This is a genomic window from Streptomyces sp. NPDC090088 (genome assembly GCF_044747345.1).
Taxonomy (GTDB): Bacteria; Actinomycetota; Actinomycetes; order Streptomycetales; family Streptomycetaceae; genus Streptomyces.
In genome coordinates, this window is record NZ_JBIVDZ010000006.1 from 142,024 (window position 1) to 159,938 (window position 17,915).

16 protein-coding genes and 1 pseudogene are annotated in these 17,915 nt (G+C 71.6%); 7 read left to right on the top strand and 10 right to left on the bottom strand.

The window, feature by feature from the left end; translation table 11 throughout:
- Positions 1-115: 115 nt before the first annotated feature.
- Positions 116-5,527: a hypothetical protein gene (locus ACIPSJ_RS28465; protein WP_401350335.1), complete on the bottom strand. Its 5,412-nt coding sequence runs from the start codon at positions 5,525-5,527 to the stop codon at positions 116-118.
- Positions 5,528-5,654: 127 nt separating this feature from the next.
- A complete protein-coding gene (locus ACIPSJ_RS28470) occupies positions 5,655-6,155 on the bottom strand; it encodes a hypothetical protein (RefSeq protein ID WP_355709103.1) in 501 nt (166 codons plus the stop codon).
- A 37-nt stretch (positions 6,156-6,192) separates the two neighbouring features.
- Between ACIPSJ_RS28470 and ACIPSJ_RS28475 the strand changes: the two genes are divergently transcribed.
- Complete coding sequence (locus ACIPSJ_RS28475; RefSeq protein WP_401350338.1) at positions 6,193-7,590, top strand: M1 family metallopeptidase; 1,398 nt, start codon at positions 6,193-6,195, stop codon at positions 7,588-7,590.
- Here the strand turns inward: ACIPSJ_RS28475 and ACIPSJ_RS28480 are convergent.
- From ACIPSJ_RS28480 to ACIPSJ_RS28505, 6 genes and pseudogenes are all read right to left on the bottom strand, one after another.
- Positions 7,587-8,108 (bottom strand): GNAT family N-acetyltransferase, encoded by a 522-nt coding sequence (locus ACIPSJ_RS28480; protein ID WP_401350340.1) that lies wholly within the window; start codon positions 8,106-8,108, stop codon positions 7,587-7,589. The two genes, ACIPSJ_RS28475 and ACIPSJ_RS28480, sit on opposite strands and share 4 nt — an antisense overlap.
- Positions 8,109-8,117: 9 nt before the next feature.
- A complete protein-coding gene (locus tag ACIPSJ_RS28485; RefSeq protein WP_401350342.1) occupies positions 8,118-8,753 on the bottom strand; it encodes a Uma2 family endonuclease in 636 nt (211 codons plus the stop codon).
- 49 nt (positions 8,754-8,802) lie between these two features.
- A pseudogene (locus ACIPSJ_RS28490) lies at positions 8,803-9,494 on the bottom strand (helix-turn-helix domain-containing protein).
- 278 nt (positions 9,495-9,772) lie between these two features.
- Positions 9,773-10,621 carry a helix-turn-helix domain-containing protein gene (locus tag ACIPSJ_RS28495; protein WP_401350343.1) on the bottom strand — a complete coding sequence of 283 codons (849 nt, stop codon included), beginning with the start codon at positions 10,619-10,621 and terminating at the stop codon, positions 9,773-9,775.
- A gap of 14 nt (positions 10,622-10,635) precedes the next feature.
- On the bottom strand, positions 10,636-11,154 hold the full coding sequence (locus ACIPSJ_RS28500; RefSeq protein WP_401350345.1) for a DUF6879 family protein: 519 nt from the start codon (positions 11,152-11,154) through the stop codon (positions 10,636-10,638).
- On the bottom strand, positions 11,123-11,380 hold the full coding sequence (locus ACIPSJ_RS28505) for a hypothetical protein (RefSeq protein WP_401350346.1): 258 nt from the start codon (positions 11,378-11,380) through the stop codon (positions 11,123-11,125). Before ACIPSJ_RS28505 ends, ACIPSJ_RS28500 begins: the two co-directional genes overlap by 32 nt.
- Before the next feature lie 483 nt (positions 11,381-11,863).
- Between ACIPSJ_RS28505 and ACIPSJ_RS28510 the strand changes: the two genes are divergently transcribed.
- From ACIPSJ_RS28510 to ACIPSJ_RS28520, 3 genes are all read left to right on the top strand, one after another.
- A complete protein-coding gene (locus tag ACIPSJ_RS28510) occupies positions 11,864-12,088 on the top strand; it encodes a hypothetical protein (RefSeq protein ID WP_401350348.1) in 225 nt (74 codons plus the stop codon).
- 100 nt (positions 12,089-12,188) lie between these two features.
- Positions 12,189-12,413 (top strand): DUF397 domain-containing protein, encoded by a 225-nt coding sequence (locus tag ACIPSJ_RS28515; protein WP_401350351.1) that lies wholly within the window; start codon positions 12,189-12,191, stop codon positions 12,411-12,413.
- Positions 12,414-12,499: 86 nt separating this feature from the next.
- Positions 12,500-12,976 carry a hypothetical protein gene (locus tag ACIPSJ_RS28520; RefSeq protein ID WP_401350353.1) on the top strand — a complete coding sequence of 159 codons (477 nt, stop codon included), beginning with the start codon at positions 12,500-12,502 and terminating at the stop codon, positions 12,974-12,976.
- 57 nt (positions 12,977-13,033) lie between these two features.
- Here the strand turns inward: ACIPSJ_RS28520 and ACIPSJ_RS28525 are convergent, their stop codons facing one another.
- Positions 13,034-13,609, bottom strand: a complete 576-nt coding sequence (locus ACIPSJ_RS28525; RefSeq protein WP_355709085.1) for a TerD family protein — start codon at positions 13,607-13,609, stop codon at positions 13,034-13,036.
- 182 nt (positions 13,610-13,791) lie between these two features.
- Between ACIPSJ_RS28525 and arfB the strand changes: the two genes are divergently transcribed.
- Positions 13,792-14,220 carry an alternative ribosome rescue aminoacyl-tRNA hydrolase ArfB gene (arfB, locus tag ACIPSJ_RS28530; protein WP_359207518.1) on the top strand — a complete coding sequence of 143 codons (429 nt, stop codon included), beginning with the start codon at positions 13,792-13,794 and terminating at the stop codon, positions 14,218-14,220.
- A gap of 107 nt (positions 14,221-14,327) precedes the next feature.
- Entirely contained in the window at positions 14,328-15,206 is an 879-nt protein-coding gene (locus ACIPSJ_RS28535; protein ID WP_401350356.1) for a sigma-70 family RNA polymerase sigma factor, read from the top strand.
- 68 nt (positions 15,207-15,274) lie between these two features.
- On the opposite strand, the gene ACIPSJ_RS28540 is transcribed toward ACIPSJ_RS28535, so the two are convergent.
- On the bottom strand, positions 15,275-15,793 hold the full coding sequence (locus ACIPSJ_RS28540) for a flavin reductase family protein (protein WP_359207962.1): 519 nt from the start codon (positions 15,791-15,793) through the stop codon (positions 15,275-15,277).
- A 369-nt stretch (positions 15,794-16,162) separates the two neighbouring features.
- Between ACIPSJ_RS28540 and cdgB the strand changes: the two genes are divergently transcribed.
- Complete coding sequence (gene cdgB, locus ACIPSJ_RS28545; protein WP_401350359.1) at positions 16,163-17,830, top strand: diguanylate cyclase CdgB; 1,668 nt, start codon at positions 16,163-16,165, stop codon at positions 17,828-17,830.
- The last annotated feature ends 85 nt before the right edge of the window (positions 17,831-17,915 follow it).

Genomic DNA, 17,915 nt, shown 5'->3' on the forward strand with positions numbered 1-17,915 from the left:
ACCGACGCAAGCAACAGCGCCCCGCAAGGGGCGCGGGGCTCTGTCAATGTGCGGCTACCGCCGCGTGGGCGCGACCAGCCCCCACCGACCCGCGGCCGCGAACCACCCGAACCACTCAGTCCGGAGGCGGGGGCGCCGCCCTTCGCAGGCCCAACTGATCATCCGGGTCCCGCAGCAACGTCGGCTGAGCGCCGAGCATCCTCCGCACCACCGGCTCCGGCATCCGGATCACCACCGGCCGGGGCAGGGTCAGTTCGCGTACGGCCGTACCGGTCCGCCCCGACCGCACGCGGGCGCTCACACTCGCCACCACCCGCACGTCCAGCGTGAACTGCACCAGCACCGAAGAGAACTTGGGCTTGTGCAGCGGCATCGAGCCGGAGGCGTTCGCCGCGAGGCCCGCGCCGCCGCCCGCGCCACCGGCGTTGCCCATCATCTGGTTGAGGCGGAACTCGTCGGCGTTGAGCAGCCCCGCGCCGGCCAGTCCGCGTGCCGACCTGCCGTGGTCGGCGGAGCTGAGGCCGTCCGTCTGGGTGGGCCGGGGCGCGTCCAGGTGGCTCTGCCCCACCGTCTCGAAGGTCATCTTGTCGCCGACGCCGAGTACCCGCCCGTCCCGCAGCCGCCCGTGCAGGGACGCCCGCAGGTCCTGGCCCTCCACCCCGGTGGCGTGCACCGGCGGCAGCTCCGCCCCGGCGGAGGTCAGCAGCGGCAGCGCCGCGATCAGCCACTCGGTGGAGACGGCCTCGTGCAGGGTGTAGGCGGCGGCCTGGCCCTTGGCCCGGAAGCGGTCGCCGCCGCCCGCCTCCCGGACCGCGGAGTTGACCAGCTCCCGTATCTGCGGGGCCCCTTGGAAGCCGTTGACCTGCGCCTCCATCGGCAGCCGCACGCCACCGGAGCGCCAGGCGCCGAGCGCGGCCGGGCGACCGCCCTGCGGACCGGGGGCCGGGCCCACCGGTGCGGGGCGCGGCGCGGTCACCCGGCCGAGGGCGGCCAGGTCCTTGTCCAGGACACGGTGGGTCAGCGCCTGGCGGCCCAGTGAGGCCACCGCCAGCCGGCGGTCGCCGCGATGCAGTTCGAGGGTCGCCTCGATCGGCACGCGCATCTTCGACGACGGCGCGGTCTTCGCTTCGGCGACCGTCTTCATGCCGAGCTGACCGCGGCCGGCCGTGCCGGAGCGCCGTGAGCTGCCGGAGCCGACGCCGAGTCCCGCCGCGCCGCCCGTGCTCTTCAGCTGCCCGGCCCCGCCCTCCGGTTTGCCGGAGCCCGCGAAGATCCCCTCCACGCCGGTCGTCACGCCCTCGTCGTGGGCGGCGGCCTGCTGGGCCACGGCCGCGGTGATGTACTCCATGTCCCGGCCGTCGTCCGCGGCACCGTCGTAGCCGCCGTCGCCCAGGCGGTTGACCTTGAACACCGCCCAGTACGGGGTCCTGCGGCCGTCGAACAGCTCGACGGTGACCCCGCCGTCCATCGCACCGGACAGCAGCCCGGCACTGCCGTCGCGGTCCAGGACCCGCAGCAGCCGCTGCACGTTGTCGTTGCGGTCGGCCAGCTGCTGCCGGGGCAGCAGGTTCTCGGCCAGGCCCTGCTGCCCGCTCTCCACGAGCCGGGTCCGCAGCCGCGCCAGCAGCGGCACGAAGTTCGGCAGGTTCTCGACCATGCCGAACCCGAGCGGCAGGCCTCGGCCGAAGGAGGCGCTGGTGCGGGGCGGGGAGGTGGAGGAACCGAGGGCGCCGGTGGTGGCGGTGGAGGAACCGAGGGCGCCGGTGGTGGCGGTGGAGGAACCGAGGGCGCCGGTGGTGGCGGTGGTGCGGGATCCGGAGGCGGCCGTGGCGCGCCCCTTCTCCCGGGCCTCGCGTTCCGCGCCCGCCCGGGAGCCCTCGGCGGGCCGGGTGGTGCGGGGCTCGGCGGTGTCGGTGGCGCGTTTCCCGGCCGTGTCCGCAGTGCGGCCCCCGGCCGTGTCCGCAGTGCGGCCCCCGGCCGTGTCCGCAGTGCGGCCCCCGGCCGTGTCCGCAGTGCGGCCCCCGGCCGTGTCCATGGCGCGCCCCTTCTCCCGGCGCTCGCGTTCCGCACCCGTCCGGGAGCCCTCGGCCGGTCGCTGTCCCGGTCGGGAGGCGGGCGGGGTCATCAGTGCCGGTTCCGGGTCGAGCTTCAGCTGTCTGCGGATCGCCGCCGGCAACTGCGCCTCCGTCAGCCACACCGCGGCCTCGGCCGGGAGGGTGCGGGCGGCCGTCGCCACGTAGGGGCCGCCGCCGGTGACCTTGACCTCGGCGACCATGGTGACGAGGAGGTCGCACTGGACGAGGTGGAGCGGCGCCTTCTTCGGGGTGTGGGCGTTGCGCTCGACGGTGCCGGAGAGGGCCGCGGACCGGGTGTCGCCCGTGCTGGTGGTGCGGCTCCCGGAGAGGCCCTGGCCGAGCCGCCACTCGGCGTCGTTCTCGGAGCCGGTGGCGCCGAACTGCCAGGTGCTGGTGGTGCCCCGCCCCTCCTGGCCGGCCGCCTGATGGCCGCCGAGCACGAAGGTCTCGGTGCCGGGACCGGCGCCCCGGTGCAGGAACTTCGGGTTGGTCAGGGTGAGCCGGGTGCCCACGGCCCCGTTCAGCGCGGCGAGCCGGCGCGGATACCGCAGGTTCTTCACCACCCACCCGGAGGACGCGGCCTGCCGCAGCGCGGCCGTGATGGCCTGCGGCCCGAACCGCTCCTCGATCGCGAGGCGCGGCGCGAGCCCCTCCGCGGCCAGCGCGGGATCCTCCCGTACGCCCTTGTTGCGGGCGGCGGCCTTGGACAGCAGCTGGAAGGCGAGGTCGCGGACGGCCTGGCCGTCGCCGACCGTCTCCACCAGCTGCCAGTCCCGCAGCGGCTGCCCGACGGACGGCCGGGGCACCAGCGCGGCCAGGTCGCCGATGCCCTCGGCGGTGACCGCGTGCTCGGGGCGCGGGGCCCGCGCCCGCCGCCGGCCGCCGGCCGCGTCCTGCCGCCGCTTGCCCTCCTCGTCGAGGGTGAACTCGGCCGGGGTGACCAGCCGTACGTCCTGTTCGTCGAGGTGCAGGCCCGCCAGCGGGGTGGTCTCCGGTGCGTCCTGGCCGGGGGAGCCGGGGGTGAGGGCGCGGCCTAGCTTGCGCTGCCGGGAGGTCATGGTGACGTCGACGTCCAGGCGCAGCGCGGCCCCGAAGGCGGCGGCCTGCTCGGAGCCGTTGGTGAGGACGTCCGTGCGGGTGGTGGGGCCCGCCTGGTTGCGGCGGGTGCCGGAGCGGTGCCGTTCGTAGCGGGCCGAGCCGGTCAGGGCGCCGGGGACGATCCTGGCCTGGCCGAGCACCAGCCCGCCGATCGAGCGGGAACTGCTGCGCCCGCTCTGGGTGTTGCCGGTGACCCCGGCGTGGCTGCGCACCAGCCAGTTGTCGGTGTCGCCGAGGTAGCCGGTCTCGCGGAGCTGCCCCCGGACCCGGAGCTGCACGTCGTGCGCGTGCAGGGTGGTCTTGCGGCGCAGCCACACCCGGATGCCGGTCGAGGTGAGCTGGTCCTTGTTGACCCGCAGGTTGGTCTCCGACAGGGCGGCCATCAGCTCCCGGTGGTTGTGCCGCTGGAGGGCGGCCTCCTCCTTGGACGGGGGCGTGGCGCCCGGCTCCGTACCGAAGGCGGGCAGATAGCCGGCCAGCCGGGGATCGGTCGCGAACAGCTGCCGCACGGCCCGCACCATGGGCCCGGTGTCCAGCTGGCTGAGGGCGACGCTGGAACCCATGGCGCCGAACGGGAGGTGCCGCTCGACGTCGGTCTCGGCGCCGTTCTCGTCGGTCCGCTTCGGTTTCTCGATGAACTCCCCGGCCTCGGTGCCGGGCGGCAGCGGCAGCCCGAGCGACCGGGCCTCGTCGGCGCGCAGGCTCATCCACACCCGCATCGAGTGCCGGGCGACCCGGGTCCCCGGGCGCAGGACCATCTGCGCCGAACGCGGCCCCGTGCCCTCCGCGGTGAGGTCGACGGTCGCGAGGTAGAGCACCTTGTCGCCGCGCACCTCCGCGCCCTGCCGGCTGGAGACGGTCTGCTCGGCCACGGTGAACCGTGCCTTGCGGGCCGCCGCGACCGGCATGGCCGTACCCCGCACCACGGCGGCGTTGCCGGCCGCCCCGACGCCGATGGCCGGGCCCAGACCGCCGGTGAGGGCGCGCCCCTTGCCCGCGCTCTCGGTGACCGTGTGCTGGGTCTGCTGATGGGTGCGCAGCTGGGTCCCGCCGGTGCCCCAGGCGGGGGACATGCCGGTGATCACGGCGTGCAGGCGGTAACTGCCCACGCTGCCGCCGTCCTTGGACGCCAGGTCCTCGCCGGTCACGCCGTCGCGCAGCAGCCGGGGCAGGTCCTCCAGGACGGTCGCGGTGGCGGTCGCCTCGTAGAGCCGGGCGCGGCCGGGCGCCCCGGGGGCGGTGAGCGAGGGGTGCAGGACGGAGGCGACCGCGTCGAAGAGCCCGCCGCCGCCCTGGTGCGGGGCGGCGGTGTCGGTCACCGCGACCGGGGCCATGGAGTCGGCGAGCGAGACCCGCCGGGCGGTGTCCGCGCCGACCGCCCGCGGGGCGGCGGGCGCCCCGGTGCCGGCCGGGACGAGATGCTCGGTGGGCACGCGCTGGGTGAGGGTGCCCGAGCCGTGGAAGGTCTGCGCGGGCTGTCTCGCGTGCTGCGCGCCCTGCTTCTTGACCCGTACGCCGTAGCGCACCTTGCGCGGTGCCTCGACCGAGCCCTTGTCGCTGCGCAGCACGCGCGGTTCGGCCACGTTCCGCTGGCTGCGCGACTCCCGCGAGGACTGCCAGGGCTGCGCGTTCACCAGGGCGGCGCCGCCCAGCCACAGCCCCGGTACGACGGGCGCGAGCCCGAAGGCCATCCCGCCCGCGCCCTTGCTGGACCCCCCGCTCGCCGCGGTCGCCACGGTGGCGGCGGTGTTGTGCTGGACGTCGACCTTGGTGTCCTTGCCCTCGGCCTCGTCCACCGGGGCGAGCGGCGCTCCGTCCGGGTCCGGCCCGGCGTCGGCCAGCAGGTCCTTGGGGTGGAAGACGGGCGGCCGGTCGTCGGGGGCGCGGGTGACGGTGACCGTGACGTCGTACCACTCCTTGCCGTCCTTGCCCTGCACCGCGAAGGCGCGGCCCTGCCCGTAGTACGCCTCGGGACGGCCGGCGAGATCGGCGGCGAGGGCGGCCACCGTGCCGTCGCGGTGGCCCACGACGGCGGCCACCGCGTTCCCCACGAACTCGTGCCCGGTCAGCCCGTAGGCGGTGGACAGCCCGGCGGCCTGGAAGTTCATGAGGTACGGCGGCAGGACGAGCCCGGGCTCGGCGCCGTCGCGTCCCGCCGGCTGCCCGGTGACGGCGCTGCTCCTGCCGCCCTGGAGCGCCAACGTGGTGGCGGTGTTCCCCGCCTTCCCCTGGAGGGTGAGCAGTGCGTGCTCGGCGGGTCCGGTGGGTCCCGTGGGCCTGGCGGTGACCGCTGCCCGGGAGGCCCCGGAAGAGGTGTCTTTCCCGCCGTCGCCTGACTGTCGCTCGGTCCGCACGGAGTCAACGTATGCACGGCCCGAACGGACCGTACGCCTTCCGTCGCCTCCGGCGTCACTTGTCACCCCCGCCTCGACGGGCCGCCAACTCCCGTACACCCGGCGGTCGTTCAGCTGCCCGGAGCGGTCAGGACACCCGTGGGAAGCGGGCCTGGAGGGTCCAGATCGCCGGGTTGTCGGCCAGGTCCTCGTGCAGGTCCACCAGATCGGCGATCAGGTCGTGCAGGAAGTCCCGGGCCTCCCGGCGCAGTTCGCTGTGGGAGAAGCTGAGCGGCGGCTCCTCGGCCGGCATCCAGTCCGCCTCGATGTCCACCCAGCCGAAGCGGCGCTCGAAGAGCATGCGGTCGGTGGACTCGGTGAAGTCCAGCTCCGCGTGCTGGGGGCGGGCGGCCCGCGAGCCCGCCGGGTCCCGGTCCAGCCGTTCCACGATGTCGCACAGCGCCCACGCGAAGTCGAGCACCGGCACCCATCCCCAGGCTGTGGACAGTTCCCGGTCCGCCTTGGTGTCGGCGAGATAGACGTCCCCGCAGAACAGGTCGTGGCGCAGCGCGCGGACGTCCACGCGCCGGTAGTCGGCCTGGGGCGGGTCCGGGAAGCGGTTGGAGAGGGCGTAGCCGATGTCGAGCACATGCCGATGGTGTCACGGGCGTCCTACGATCGCCTGCGTGCCCCGATCCCCGCTCGCGCTCCCGTCCGTCCTGCTCACCCTCCTTCTCGCCGTCGCGCTGGCCGGATGCGGCGGCGGGGTCCACGGCACTCCCGGCGGCGCGGGCCTGCGCGACCCCTACTTCCCGAAGGCGGGCAACGGCGGCTACGACGTCGATCACTACGCCCTCACCCTCGCCTACGACCCGGACACCCGCGACCTCACCGGCACCGCCGTGATCACCGCCCGCGCCACCCGGGCGCTGTCCGCCTTCGACCTCGACCTGAAGGGGCTGCGGGTCGACGAGGTCACCGTCGAGGGCAGCCGGGCCCGCTGGAACCGGGCCGGCCAGGAACTGACGATCCGCCCCCACGACGACCTGAAGGCGGGCCAGACCTTCGCCACCACCGTCCGCTACTCGGGCCGCCCGGAGAAGATCACCGACCCCGACGGCTCCGAGGAGGGCTGGCTGCGCACCGCCGACGGCGCGCTGGCCCTCGGCGAGCCCGTCGGCTCCATGGCCTGGTTCCCCGGCAACGACCACCCCTCCGACAAGGCGTCGTACGACATCACGGTCACCGTCCCGAAGGGCCTCCAGGCCGTCTCCAACGGCGAGTTGAAGAGCGAGACGACCAAGGGCGACCGGACGACCTTCGTCTGGCACAGCGCCGAGCCGATGGCGAGCTACCTGGCCACGGTCGCCGTCGGCCACTACGAGATCACCCGGTCCACCCTCTCCGACGGCCTGCCGGTGTACACCGCCGTCGACCCGACGCAGGCCGCGGCCGGCAAGCGGGTGCTCGCGAAGCTCCCCGAGATCATGGACTGGGAGCAGTACAACTTCGGCCCCTACCCCTTCTCCTCCACCGGCGTGATCGTCGACCGCCCGGAGGACGCCGGATACGCGCTGGAGACCCAGACCCGGCCCGTCTTCCCCGGCGCCCCGGACACCGCGACCCTCGTCCACGAACTCGCCCACCAGTGGTACGGCGACTCCGTCACCCCGCGGACCTGGCGGGACATGTGGCTCAACGAGGGTTTCGCGACCTACGCCGAGTGGCTCTGGGACGAGGACCACGGCGGCCCGACCGCCCAGCAGACCTTCGACAAGCTCTACGCCACCCCCACCGACGACTCCACCCTCTGGGGCTTCGCCCCGGCGAAACCGCCGAGCGCCGCGTACATCTCGGAGCGGCCGGTCTACGACCGTGGCGCCATGGTCCTCCAGAAGATCCGCCGGACCGTCGGCGACGACCGCTTCTACGACATCATCCAGGGCTGGGCCGCCACCCACCGCCACGCCAACGCCGACACCGCCGAGTTCACGGCCTACGTGGAGAAGTCAGCACCCGGCAAGGACTTCTCCGCCGTCTGGAAGGACTGGCTGTACGGCGACGGCAAACCGGCCACACCCTAGGCCGCGTCCAGCGTCTTGCGCAGTACGGCACACGGGCGCCCGAGCTGCCGGTCCGGGCGATGCCCGATCACCGTGTACCCGAGGGCCGTCCAGAAGGCGAGCCCCTTCGGGTTGCCCTCCAGCACGGCCAGCCGTACGGCGTCCCGCCCCGCCGCCCGGAACCGCTCCTCGACGCCCTCGGCGATCCGCCGCCCGTACCCCCGCCGCTGCGCCCCCGCGTCCACCATCAGCAGCCCGATCCACGGATCCGGGTCGGCCGGATCCGGATGCCGGGCCAGCGTGACGACCACCCCGACCAGCCGCCCCTCGGCCCGCGCCAGCAGCACCTCCACGTCCGCGTTCGCCAACTCGTCGGCCAGCGCGGCGGCCACCTGCTCCGGGCGGATGTCGTCCGGGTCCGGGAAGTCGCCGCTGAGAGCCTGGAACTCGCGGTTGGAGGCATACAGCGCGGTGAGCTCGGTGAGCACCGGGGCCGGGATGTCACGGTCGGGGCCGAGCGGAACCGGGGCGAGGATCATGCCGGCAACCTATCCGGCCGGCGGCCGAACGTGACCGCGCTGCTTGCCAGTCCCGTCCTGGTAGCGCGGCAGGTTATCGGTCGGGATGGTCCAGTCGCCGATCGTCACGTCCTCGCCGTAGACGAAGTCCTTGCGGGTCGCGTAGCGCGGGCCGTCGGGGGTGGGGTGGATGTCGGTGAGGACGGCGCCGGTGCCGGTGCGGGGGTCGAAGATCGCGTAGACGGGGATGCCGATCAGCGGGTAGTCGCGGACTTTGCCGACCCAGTCGTTGTCCGGGTTGGAGCGGGAGACGACCTCGACGGCGGCGTAGAGCGTCCTGGGGTCGAACGTCCCCTGGGTCTCCATGTCCGCCTCGGCGATCACCATCACGTCAGGACGCCGCATGATGCCTTCGGGCTCGCCCTCCACATCCGGCTCACCTGTATGGGCCACGATTTCTTCCGGCATCACCTTCTCCAGGCGCTTGCGAAGGCGCAGCACCGTGAGCTCGTGAGGCCCGATGGGCGACATCATGTCGTGGACGATTCCTTCTGTGGTGACTTCGAATTTGCCCGGCAGCGTGTCGTCCATGGACTGGACGAAGTCCCGCATGGCCCGGTACCGGTGGGAGCCCCCATGTCCTGCGTCGTCCGCTGCGATGGTCATGGCGCTCGCTCCTCGTCTGTGCCCAGGGGCAAGGATCGTCGCTTTCATGCTAGGTGTCCTTCGGGAGATCGGTTCGGCAGCCGGGGCAGAGTCCGGGCCGGGGTGCACGGAAGCCGCGGTCGCAGCCGTCGCAGTTCTGGATCTTCGCCGGGGCCGAGGGCGTGGCGACCGGCGCCCGGAACGGGGGGGCGGCGGCGGGAGCCGGTCCGTCAGCCGGTGGGCGAGCGGGGCGGCGGGGCGGCGTAGGTCCTCGGCCGGCAGGTCGGAGGTCAGGGCGCGGGCTACGTCCGCTGCGCTGACGTCCCGTTCCAGCCAGGCGGCGACTCCGGGGGCCAGGTGCTCGGTGTCGGTGGCCGAGAGCAGGAGGCGGGAGTCGTGGCGGCGGAGGCGTACGAGCAGGTCGAGGGATTGCTGGAGCAGCGCGGGCGCGGCACACGAGGGCTGCGGTACGGGCGGGAGGGCGGCCTTTCGGGCGGGCTTCTGCGGCGGCTTCAGCCGCTCCGCCAGCGTCTTGATGTCGACCTTGGCGCCGGCCGGAAGTGACTGGATGTGTGTGCCGATGCCGATCGCGAGCCCCGACAGGTCGGGGTGCTGGGCCAGGTCGTTGCCGACGACGGTGAAGTGCGAGGTGTGGCGGGTGTGTTCGTGAATGAGCCCGCCGCCGGACCCCCGGTTCGGGTGCTTCTTGGCGGCAACAGGGGGCTGGGCGCACGCGGGCGCGCTAGGGTTTTTCGTATCCATCGGGAAGGTATCGGGCTTCCCAGGTGGTCAGGCCCTCGCACTGGGATTGCCGTCCCGGCGAGGGCCGAAGTCCTTCTGCGGTTGTTGCGCCGAGCGTAGGGCACGCAACCCTCCCCAAATCCAGCCGACTTGGGCATATTCACTCGCCGGAGTGACGCTGCGCGACGGGCGGGAGGGGTGGGGCTTGGCGGGGTTCTTTCTCCCCGTCGTTCCTTTGGTGGTGACGTCCCTCGCGACCGGAGTCCGCGTTTCCGGGCTCCGGCGACACATGGGCCCACTCAGTCCAGGGACGCCAACGCACCCGTTATCAGAGAACGTGCTGCAGCCCCTCGCGCGGCTCCCTGCGAAAGCTGCTCAAAGGCTCGGGTGTACAGCTCAACCTGACTGGGCTCCGTAAGCGCGGAAGCAGCATCCAACGTGTCCGCATGCACCCTGACGTGGTCGAAGACAGTGAACGTGGGCATGGGCCACACGGTCCGTTGAGTCGAAAACGGAACGATACCCACGGCGACGTTCGGGAGATCCATGACTCCCAGCAGGTGGCCGAGTTGCGCCGCCATGGTTTCGGCGCCGCACAGCCGGTAACGCAGCACCGACTCCTCCAGCACGAACGAGAACCGCCGGGAGCCATCGCTCAGCACCGCGTTGCGCCGCATGCGGGCCGCCACCGCATCACTCACGTCGTCCGGGGTTCCCCGGAACTCCGCGATGGATGACAAGAGAGCCGTGGCGTATCCGGGTGTCTGGAGGAACCCGGGGACTACGTCGGACACGTAGACGCGGAAAGTCCTGGTTCGTTGGTACAGGTCGACCACGGACTCTTGCAGACGTCGCAGACCGCTCCGCTGGAGTCGCCGCCACTGCACATGAGCATCAGCGGACTGCCTGTTGGCCACGATCAAATCGAGGGCCTGACTCTCAGCGGCGCAGGCCCGGCACCACGCCTTGATGTCCGCGTCAGAGGGAGGGGTCTTCGCGTTCTCGATTCGGGACGACTTCGACTCCGACCAACCACACCTGACAGCCAGCTCCCGTCCGCTGATCCCCGCGTCCTTCCGAATGTCGCGAAGACGATGGGCCAGCCTTTCGCGGGCCTTCTGAACGCGTGAAGAGGCGTGCGGGGGCATGGAGCCGGCTCTCGTCAGATCTTGTACAGGTGGTGCGGGATCGCTTGCTCCCATACTGCTTCGAAGGCGGCCGAGCACAGTTTCACGGCTTGCGGCTCCGCCGTCACCTCGTCCTCCACCACCGCTCCGTCACCGGAGAAGTGGTGCACCCGGAGCAGCGCCCCGTCGAACAACCAGAAGTCGTTTCCCGGCAGGGGGATGTCTGTGGCCCGTCGCCGTGGTAGCCACCGGACCTCCTCACCCGCCGAGACGTTGGCGTGAGTGACGTAGTGCTCCCAGCGGATGTACTCCGATACGGGCTCGGAGACCACCCGGGCTCGACGGATGGTCACGCCCCGGGCCACGGCATCCGTGATCAGCTGGTAGAAGGGATGCCACCAGGCCCCGCGGTCCTCCCAGTTGATCCGCTCACCGCGCTTCCACGCCTCGAACCGATCTGTCGAAGCGTAGGAGTCGCGTAGCTCCAGGTGGACGGCGGACCGCTCGCACTGGCCAAGTAGGTCAGCGAAGCTGGTCGCGTCGCTCGACGGCATCACACGCCTCCCTGATCATCGGGATCATCCGAGCCGGAATCCTGACGATGGCTTCACTGTCAGGCACCGGACTGCTCGCGGGGCTGCTTGCCTCGCACTCCGCCTGAGTTTCGGTGCTTGTCTTCCACCCTTGCAACAAGATCTCCTGAGCTTCCGCGTCCGCCCATACGGTGGGGCAGTGGTCCAGATCGGTGTCGGGGTCGATTCCCACAAACTCCACGGCCATAGCCGGCTCCCTGGTGTAGGTGCTTGCTCAGACTTGCACAAGCTTCCTTGAGCTGCGGAGACAGCGTCAATACCGCCCTTGCCCAGGCCAATTGGTGTGCAAGTCCATGCAAGTTCGTAGAGTTCGGCACTCGCCACTTTCTACGGTCCTCACATCCGCACGGAATCGATCGAGAGGGCGCGGTGTGATGGGCGAAGGCAAGGCACAGGGTTCTGAATCGCCTGATCACCCGGGCAGCAGTGAGGCCCGGCAGTTCCTCTCCCGTCTCTCCGAAGCATTCGGCGTCGGGGGTGTGCTCATGGTGCAGAAGAGCACCCCCGGCCCCGAGGGCGCGGACTTGGCGCCGAGTTCCGCCCTGCACTGGCCTCCGTGCGAGTGCGGGAGCCCGAAGTGTCCCGACTACAAGCCGCCGCCGGCCAGCGCGGCCGAGGGACTGAGCGGCCGAGTCGCCGCAGCCAACGCGAGCAGCCGCAGGGGTGGGCTGTGAGCGTCCGGACGGCGATGCGGTACGTGATGCACCGGATCACCGAGCATCCCGATACGGGTGTGACGTTCGAGGCCGAGTGTCTGCACTGCGGTGGGAAGTCGACGCCGGCCGGTGACTCGGCGCCTGTCGACACGGCGTGCCTGAGCCACACGGGCCGTTCCGGTCACGCCGGTTTCCGGCGCACCCGGACCTCGTTCGCCATGGTCGTCCGCGCCGAGTAGAGCCACACCGGCCTAGCGGTGGAATCCCTGAACTCCCGCCCCTTTCGCGGGCGGCGGCGGTCGGTCATGGCCGCGATCAGCTGAGCAGGAAGGTGCAGTGATGCTGGACGGAAGTGACCTGTACACACTGGACATCGACGGGGCCTCGTTCGTGAAGGCGTGTGGCGGCCCCTGCACCGAGGGGTGCGTGACTCTGGCCCGGATCGGCGACGACGCCTGGGCCCTCGGTGACAGCAAGCGGCCCGACGCGCAGCCGCTGCGGTTCACCTCGGATGAACTGCACGCGGCCGGCATCGACCCGGCGCGCTTCGGCCTCCACGTCTGATCCCTCCCCCCTCCGTCGGCCGGGCCGTCCCTTCCTCACTCTCCCGGGCCCGGTCCGGTCGGCTTTTCTCGGAACGGGAAAGATTCGTGCACCACCACGGCTACCTGTGGACCGGCCCGAAGGACCGCTTCGACCAGGAAGCACTACGACGGCCTCCGCATCCCGAGGAGCCATCTCCCGGAAGCAGGCCGGAGCTGATCCAGCGGTATCGCGAGGTGGCCGGGGAGTTCCTCACGTCGGATCTGCCGCCCCTGGAAACGGCGTACTGGCTGATCAAGCCGCGTTCCTTGGTGCGCGGCACGTGGGAGGAGGCGAAGGTGGCCGCGTCATGGCTCGGTGAACGCCTGGCCGAGTACGCGCCCCGGTTCGCGTCGGACAGGGGCCGTGACCCTACGCGCCTCGCCCGGCAGGTGAACGCTGCTGCCGAACAACTGCAATCGGGAGCTGACGTGTCATACGGCTTCTACCTCGAACGTCCCTCATACCTGTCCTTGGCAGTGGTGACCTGCTCGCCGAATCGCGCGAACGCCGAGCTGGCCTGCCCAGTCGCGGAGCCGGAGTAACAAGGAGCCCCCAGCCACCTCGAAGCGGCCGGGGGCTCCCGCGCAGCGCAGCGTCGGTCAGACGTTGACGCCGAAGTCCTGGGCGATGCCGACGAGGCCGGAGGCGTAGCCCTGGCCGACCGCGCGGAACTTCCACTCGGCGCCGTTGCGGTACAGCTCGCCGAAGACCATGGCCGTCTCGGTCGCCGCATCCTCGGAGAGGTCGTAGCGGGCGATCTCGGCGCCGCCGGCCTGGTTGACGATGCGGATGTAGGCGTTGCGGACCTGGCCGAAGTTCTGCGAGCGGGTCTCCGCGTCGTAGATGGAGACCGGGAAGACGATCTTGTCGATGTCGGCGGGGAGGCCCGCCAGGTTGACGTTGATCGCCTCGTCGTCGCCCGCGCCCTCGCCGGTGCGGTTGTCGCCCGTGTGGACGATGGTCTGGTCCGGGGTCTGCTTGTTGTTGAAGAAGACGAAGTGGGCGTCGGAGTAGACCTTGCCCTGCGTGTTGACCGCGATCGCGGAGGCGTCAAGGTCGAAGTCCGTGCCGGTGGTGGTGCGGACGTCCCAGCCGAGGCCCACGGTGACGGCGGTCAGGCCCGGAGCCTCCTTGGTGAGCGAGACGTTGCCACCCTTGGACAGGCTTACAGCCATGGTCGGGGAGTCCTTTCCCTTGTGTGCGTACTGCCGTGCGGCGTACGGGCTCGAAGCTACAGCTACCCGTATGAACGCCACGAGGGGTACCGAAGGTTCCACCTCGCTTTACTTTCTTTACCAAACGGGTGATGAACGATATTCGCGTGACGTGTGCCGGTCAGCCGCGCGACCATGGAGCCATGTCCGGTCCCTATGTCATCCGCGGCTCCGTCTCGCTCCCCGAGGCCGAGCTCAACTGGCGTTTCTCGCGGTCGTCCGGGCCGGGCGGACAGCACGTCAACACCAGTGACTCGCAGGTGGAGCTGCGCTTCGACCTGGCCGCCACCGAGGCGCTGCCCCCGGTGTGGAAGGAGCGGGCGCTGGCACGGCTGGCCGGGCGGCTCGTCGACGGCGTGGTCGTCGTACGGTCGTCCGAGCACCGGTCGCAGTGGCGCAACCGCGAGACCGCGGCCGTACGCCTCGCCGCGCTCCTCGCGGAGGCCACCGCGCCTCCGCCCAAGCCCCGCACGCCGACCCGCATCCCGCGCGGGATCAACGAACGCCGGCTGCGGGAGAAGAAGCAGCGGTCGGAGACCAAGCGGGGGCGGACCGGCCGCGACTGGTCCTAGCGGCCCCCGTCGCATCCGGGGCCCCGGTCACATCCGGGTCGCCTCATCCGTCAGTCCAGGGAAGGCCGCCGAGCGGCGGACGGACTACGGCCACGGGTGGTACCGCGATGAGCACCGACAACGGCACCGACGACAACTTCCTCGCCGAGCGTTTCGAGGCGCACCGTCCCCGGCTGCGTGCCGTCGCGCACCGCATGCTCGGGTCGGTCGCCGAGGCCGACGACGCGGTGCAGGAGGCCTGGTTCCGGCTGAGCCGGGCCGACAGCGGACGGGTGGAGAACCTGGGCGGCTGGCTCACCACCGTCGTGGGCCGGGTCTGCCTGGACATGCTGCGGTCCCGGAAGTCGCGCGCGGAGGAGTCCCTGGAGGCCGGCGGCGGCCCGGTGGAACTCCCCGGCCCCGCCGCCGACCCGGAACAGGACGCCCTGCTCGCCGACACGGTCGGGGTCGCCCTGCTGGTCGTCCTGGACACCCTCACCCCCGCCGAGCGGCTCGCGTTCGTGCTGCACGACCTGTTCGCGGTGCCCTTCGAGGAGGTCGCGGGGATTCTCGGTCGCAATCCCGCCGCCGCCCGCCAGCTGGCCAGCCGGGCCCGGCGCCGGGTGCGCGGCCCGCACAGCGCCCCGGACGCCGACCTGGCCCGGCAGCGCGAACTCGTCGACGCCTTTCTGGCGGCCGCGCGGGCCGGTGACTTCGACGGGCTGCTGCGGGTGCTCGACCCCGACGTGGTGGCCCGCACCGAGGTCGGGGTGACCACGGGCGCCGCCGCGGTCGCCGGCGGCGCGACCCGGTTCGCGCGACTCGTCGGCCCTGGCGTGCCGGCGCTGATCAACGGCGTGCCCGGGATCGTCGTCCTCGCCGACGGCCGTCCGGAGCGGACCCTCGCCTTCACGGTCGTTCGCGACCGCATCGCCGTGCTGGACATCGTGACCGACCCGGCGCGAGTCGCCGAACTCGACATCGATTTCGGCCCTGATCTCGGTTAGGGAATACGCCGTTCGGAAAAGGCGGCCGTGCGCGGAATTTAATAAACCGACCGCGCGGTCTTCTCGGCTCAGCCCAACTGCCGGTAGCGACCCCGGAAATACATCAGCGGACCGCCTTCCGCGCTCGGGAGTTCGGCGGTGAGGACGCGTCCGATGACGAGGGTGTGGTCGCCGGCCGTGACCCGCTGCTCGGTGCGGCACTCCAGGGTCGCGAGGGCGCCGCCGACCAGCGGGGCGCCGGTGACCTCGCCGCGGGCGTACGGGATGTCCTCGAAGAGCAGGCGGTCGCTGATGCGGCCCTTCATCGAGAAGCGGCCCGCGATGTGCCGCTGGCTCTCGGTGAGCACGGAGACCGCCCACAGCGGCTGTTCGTCCAGGAGGTCGTCCATACGGGCCCCCGTACGCAGGCTGACCAGCACCAACGGGGGGTCGAGCGACACCGAGAGGAACGCGGTGGCCGTCATGCCGACGTTCTCGCCGGCCGGCGCCAGCGGGTCGTCGGGGTCGAGCGGCGGCTCCTGCGCGGTCACCAGGACCACGCCCGCGGCCAGCCGGGACATGGCGGCCTTGAACGCATCGTTGCTCACCCCCACAGCATGCCCGGTGGGTTCGGCGGCGGTGGGGGAGGGAGTCTTCAGCACGCCCGAAACGCTAATCTCGGACCCGGCGCGACCGCATCGGCCATCGGCCCGAGCCGGGTCCTAGGACCAAGGGCGGGTGAAGGGTCGTAACGTGCATCATGTGTGCACGCACCCAAAGGTTGTGTTCAGTAAACGCACAGGGAAAACGCAGAAACTCCACTCAATTGTTCACGTTCTCCTGTGACTTGAGTCACAAGGGGCATTAATTGTTGACCCTGTGTACCGAGTGGGCAGCGCGCTGTGATTCAGTGGCGGGGAAAAGTAGCGCCGAAGCAGACCCTTGATTCACTGCGAGGTCTCGGGGGGAGGGCGAGCATGGAGACCGAGTCGGAGCCCTACGTCCGTCTTGCGTCCCTGCGACAGCTGCACCAGGTCATGGCCGACATGAACACGGCCCGCAGCCTGGCGGACACACTGCAGACCGTCGCCGACGGCGTCATCACCGCCCTCAACTACGAGATGGCCTGCATCAACCTCGTACGCCCCGCCGAGGGCGACCTCGTGGTCGCCGCCTTCGCCGGGAACTCCGCCGCCGAGGCCCTGATCACCGGCCGGGTCGGCTCCCGCGAGTCCTGGGACCGGCGGCTGGGCATGGGCGAGCAGTGGGGCGACCTCGTCTTCATACCGCACACCGAGGGCTGGGTCCTCGACGACGACGACGTCCCGCAGTGGTACACGGACGGCCCGGCGCCGCGCTTCGAGGACGAGTGGCACCCCTCCGACCGGCTCTTCGCCCCGATGTACACGCCCGGGATATCCGGCAGCGCCTGCGGCGAACTGCTCGGCGTGATCTCCGTCGACCGCCCGCGCAACGGCCGGCACCCCGGCGCCTGGGGCCGTGAGGCCCTGCAGATGTACGCCTTCCAGGCCGCGATCGCGATCAGCAACGCGCGTCTACGTGCGAATATGCAGCGGGCACTGGTCAGGCTGGAGCGCGAGCAGCAGGCCCTGCGCGCCAGCGAGGAGTCCTTCCGGCAGGCCTTCGAGTACGCCCCCTCCGGCATGGCGATAGCCGAGATGGGCGGCGACCAGCACGGACGAATACTGCGCACCAACGACGCCCTGTGCCGGCTGCTGGGCCGCCCCGCCTCCGCGATGCGCCGCTACTCCTTCTCCGACCTGGTCCACCCCGAGGACATCGGCACCCTGCTCCGCACCTCGGCGGAGGGCGGCCGCGCCGAGCTCCGCCTCGGCCGCCGGGACGGCACCTACGTCTGGGTCTCGCTCCGCAACAGCGTGGTCGCCGACGCGGCCGACGGCCCCCGCTTCCTCCTCACCCACGTCGAGGACATAGAGGAACGCAAGCGCCGCGAGCTCCAGCTCGCCCACCGCGCCTCCCACGACTCCCTCACCGGCCTGCCGAACTCCGCCGAACTCCGCTCCCGCCTCTCCTCCCGGCTCTGCCGGCGCGCCGACGCCGGCGCCCTGGAGTCCCTGGACGCGGCCTACGGCCACCCCGCCTACGACGTCAACGGCCACGGCTTCGACTTCGACTTCGACTTCGCCGGCGTGTCACCGTCGTACGACGGTGGCTACGACCACCACGTGCACACCGTCGCCCCCGAGGAGGGCCGCGACGACGGCGCCAAGGGGCTCGCGGTGCTCTTCTGCGACCTCGACGGCTTCAAGTCGATCAACGACCGGTTCGGGCACAACGCGGGCGACGCGGTCCTCATCGAGGTCGCCCGCCGGCTGACCCGGGGGGTCCGGGACGGCGACACCGTGGCCCGGCTCGGCGGCGACGAGTTCGTGATCCTCGCCGACGGGCTCGGCAAGGCCGACGCCCAGGACCTCGCCGTACGCCTGCGCAACGAGATCATCCAGCCGATCCGCGCCGAGGGCCGGGCGGTCCGGGTGGGCGCCAGCTTCGGCATCGGATGGGCGCACTGCGGCATGACGGCGGACGAAGTCCTCAAGTCCGCCGACGAGCGGATGTACGTAGAGAAACGATCTCGTCCCAAAGCGCACCGCCGTGCCGGATGACCCGCAGGTCATCGCGCTGATGCGGTCCGAGTCACCTGTTTGGCTCAGCCAGACCGGGTAGGCTCGACACTCAATACCTGTACCG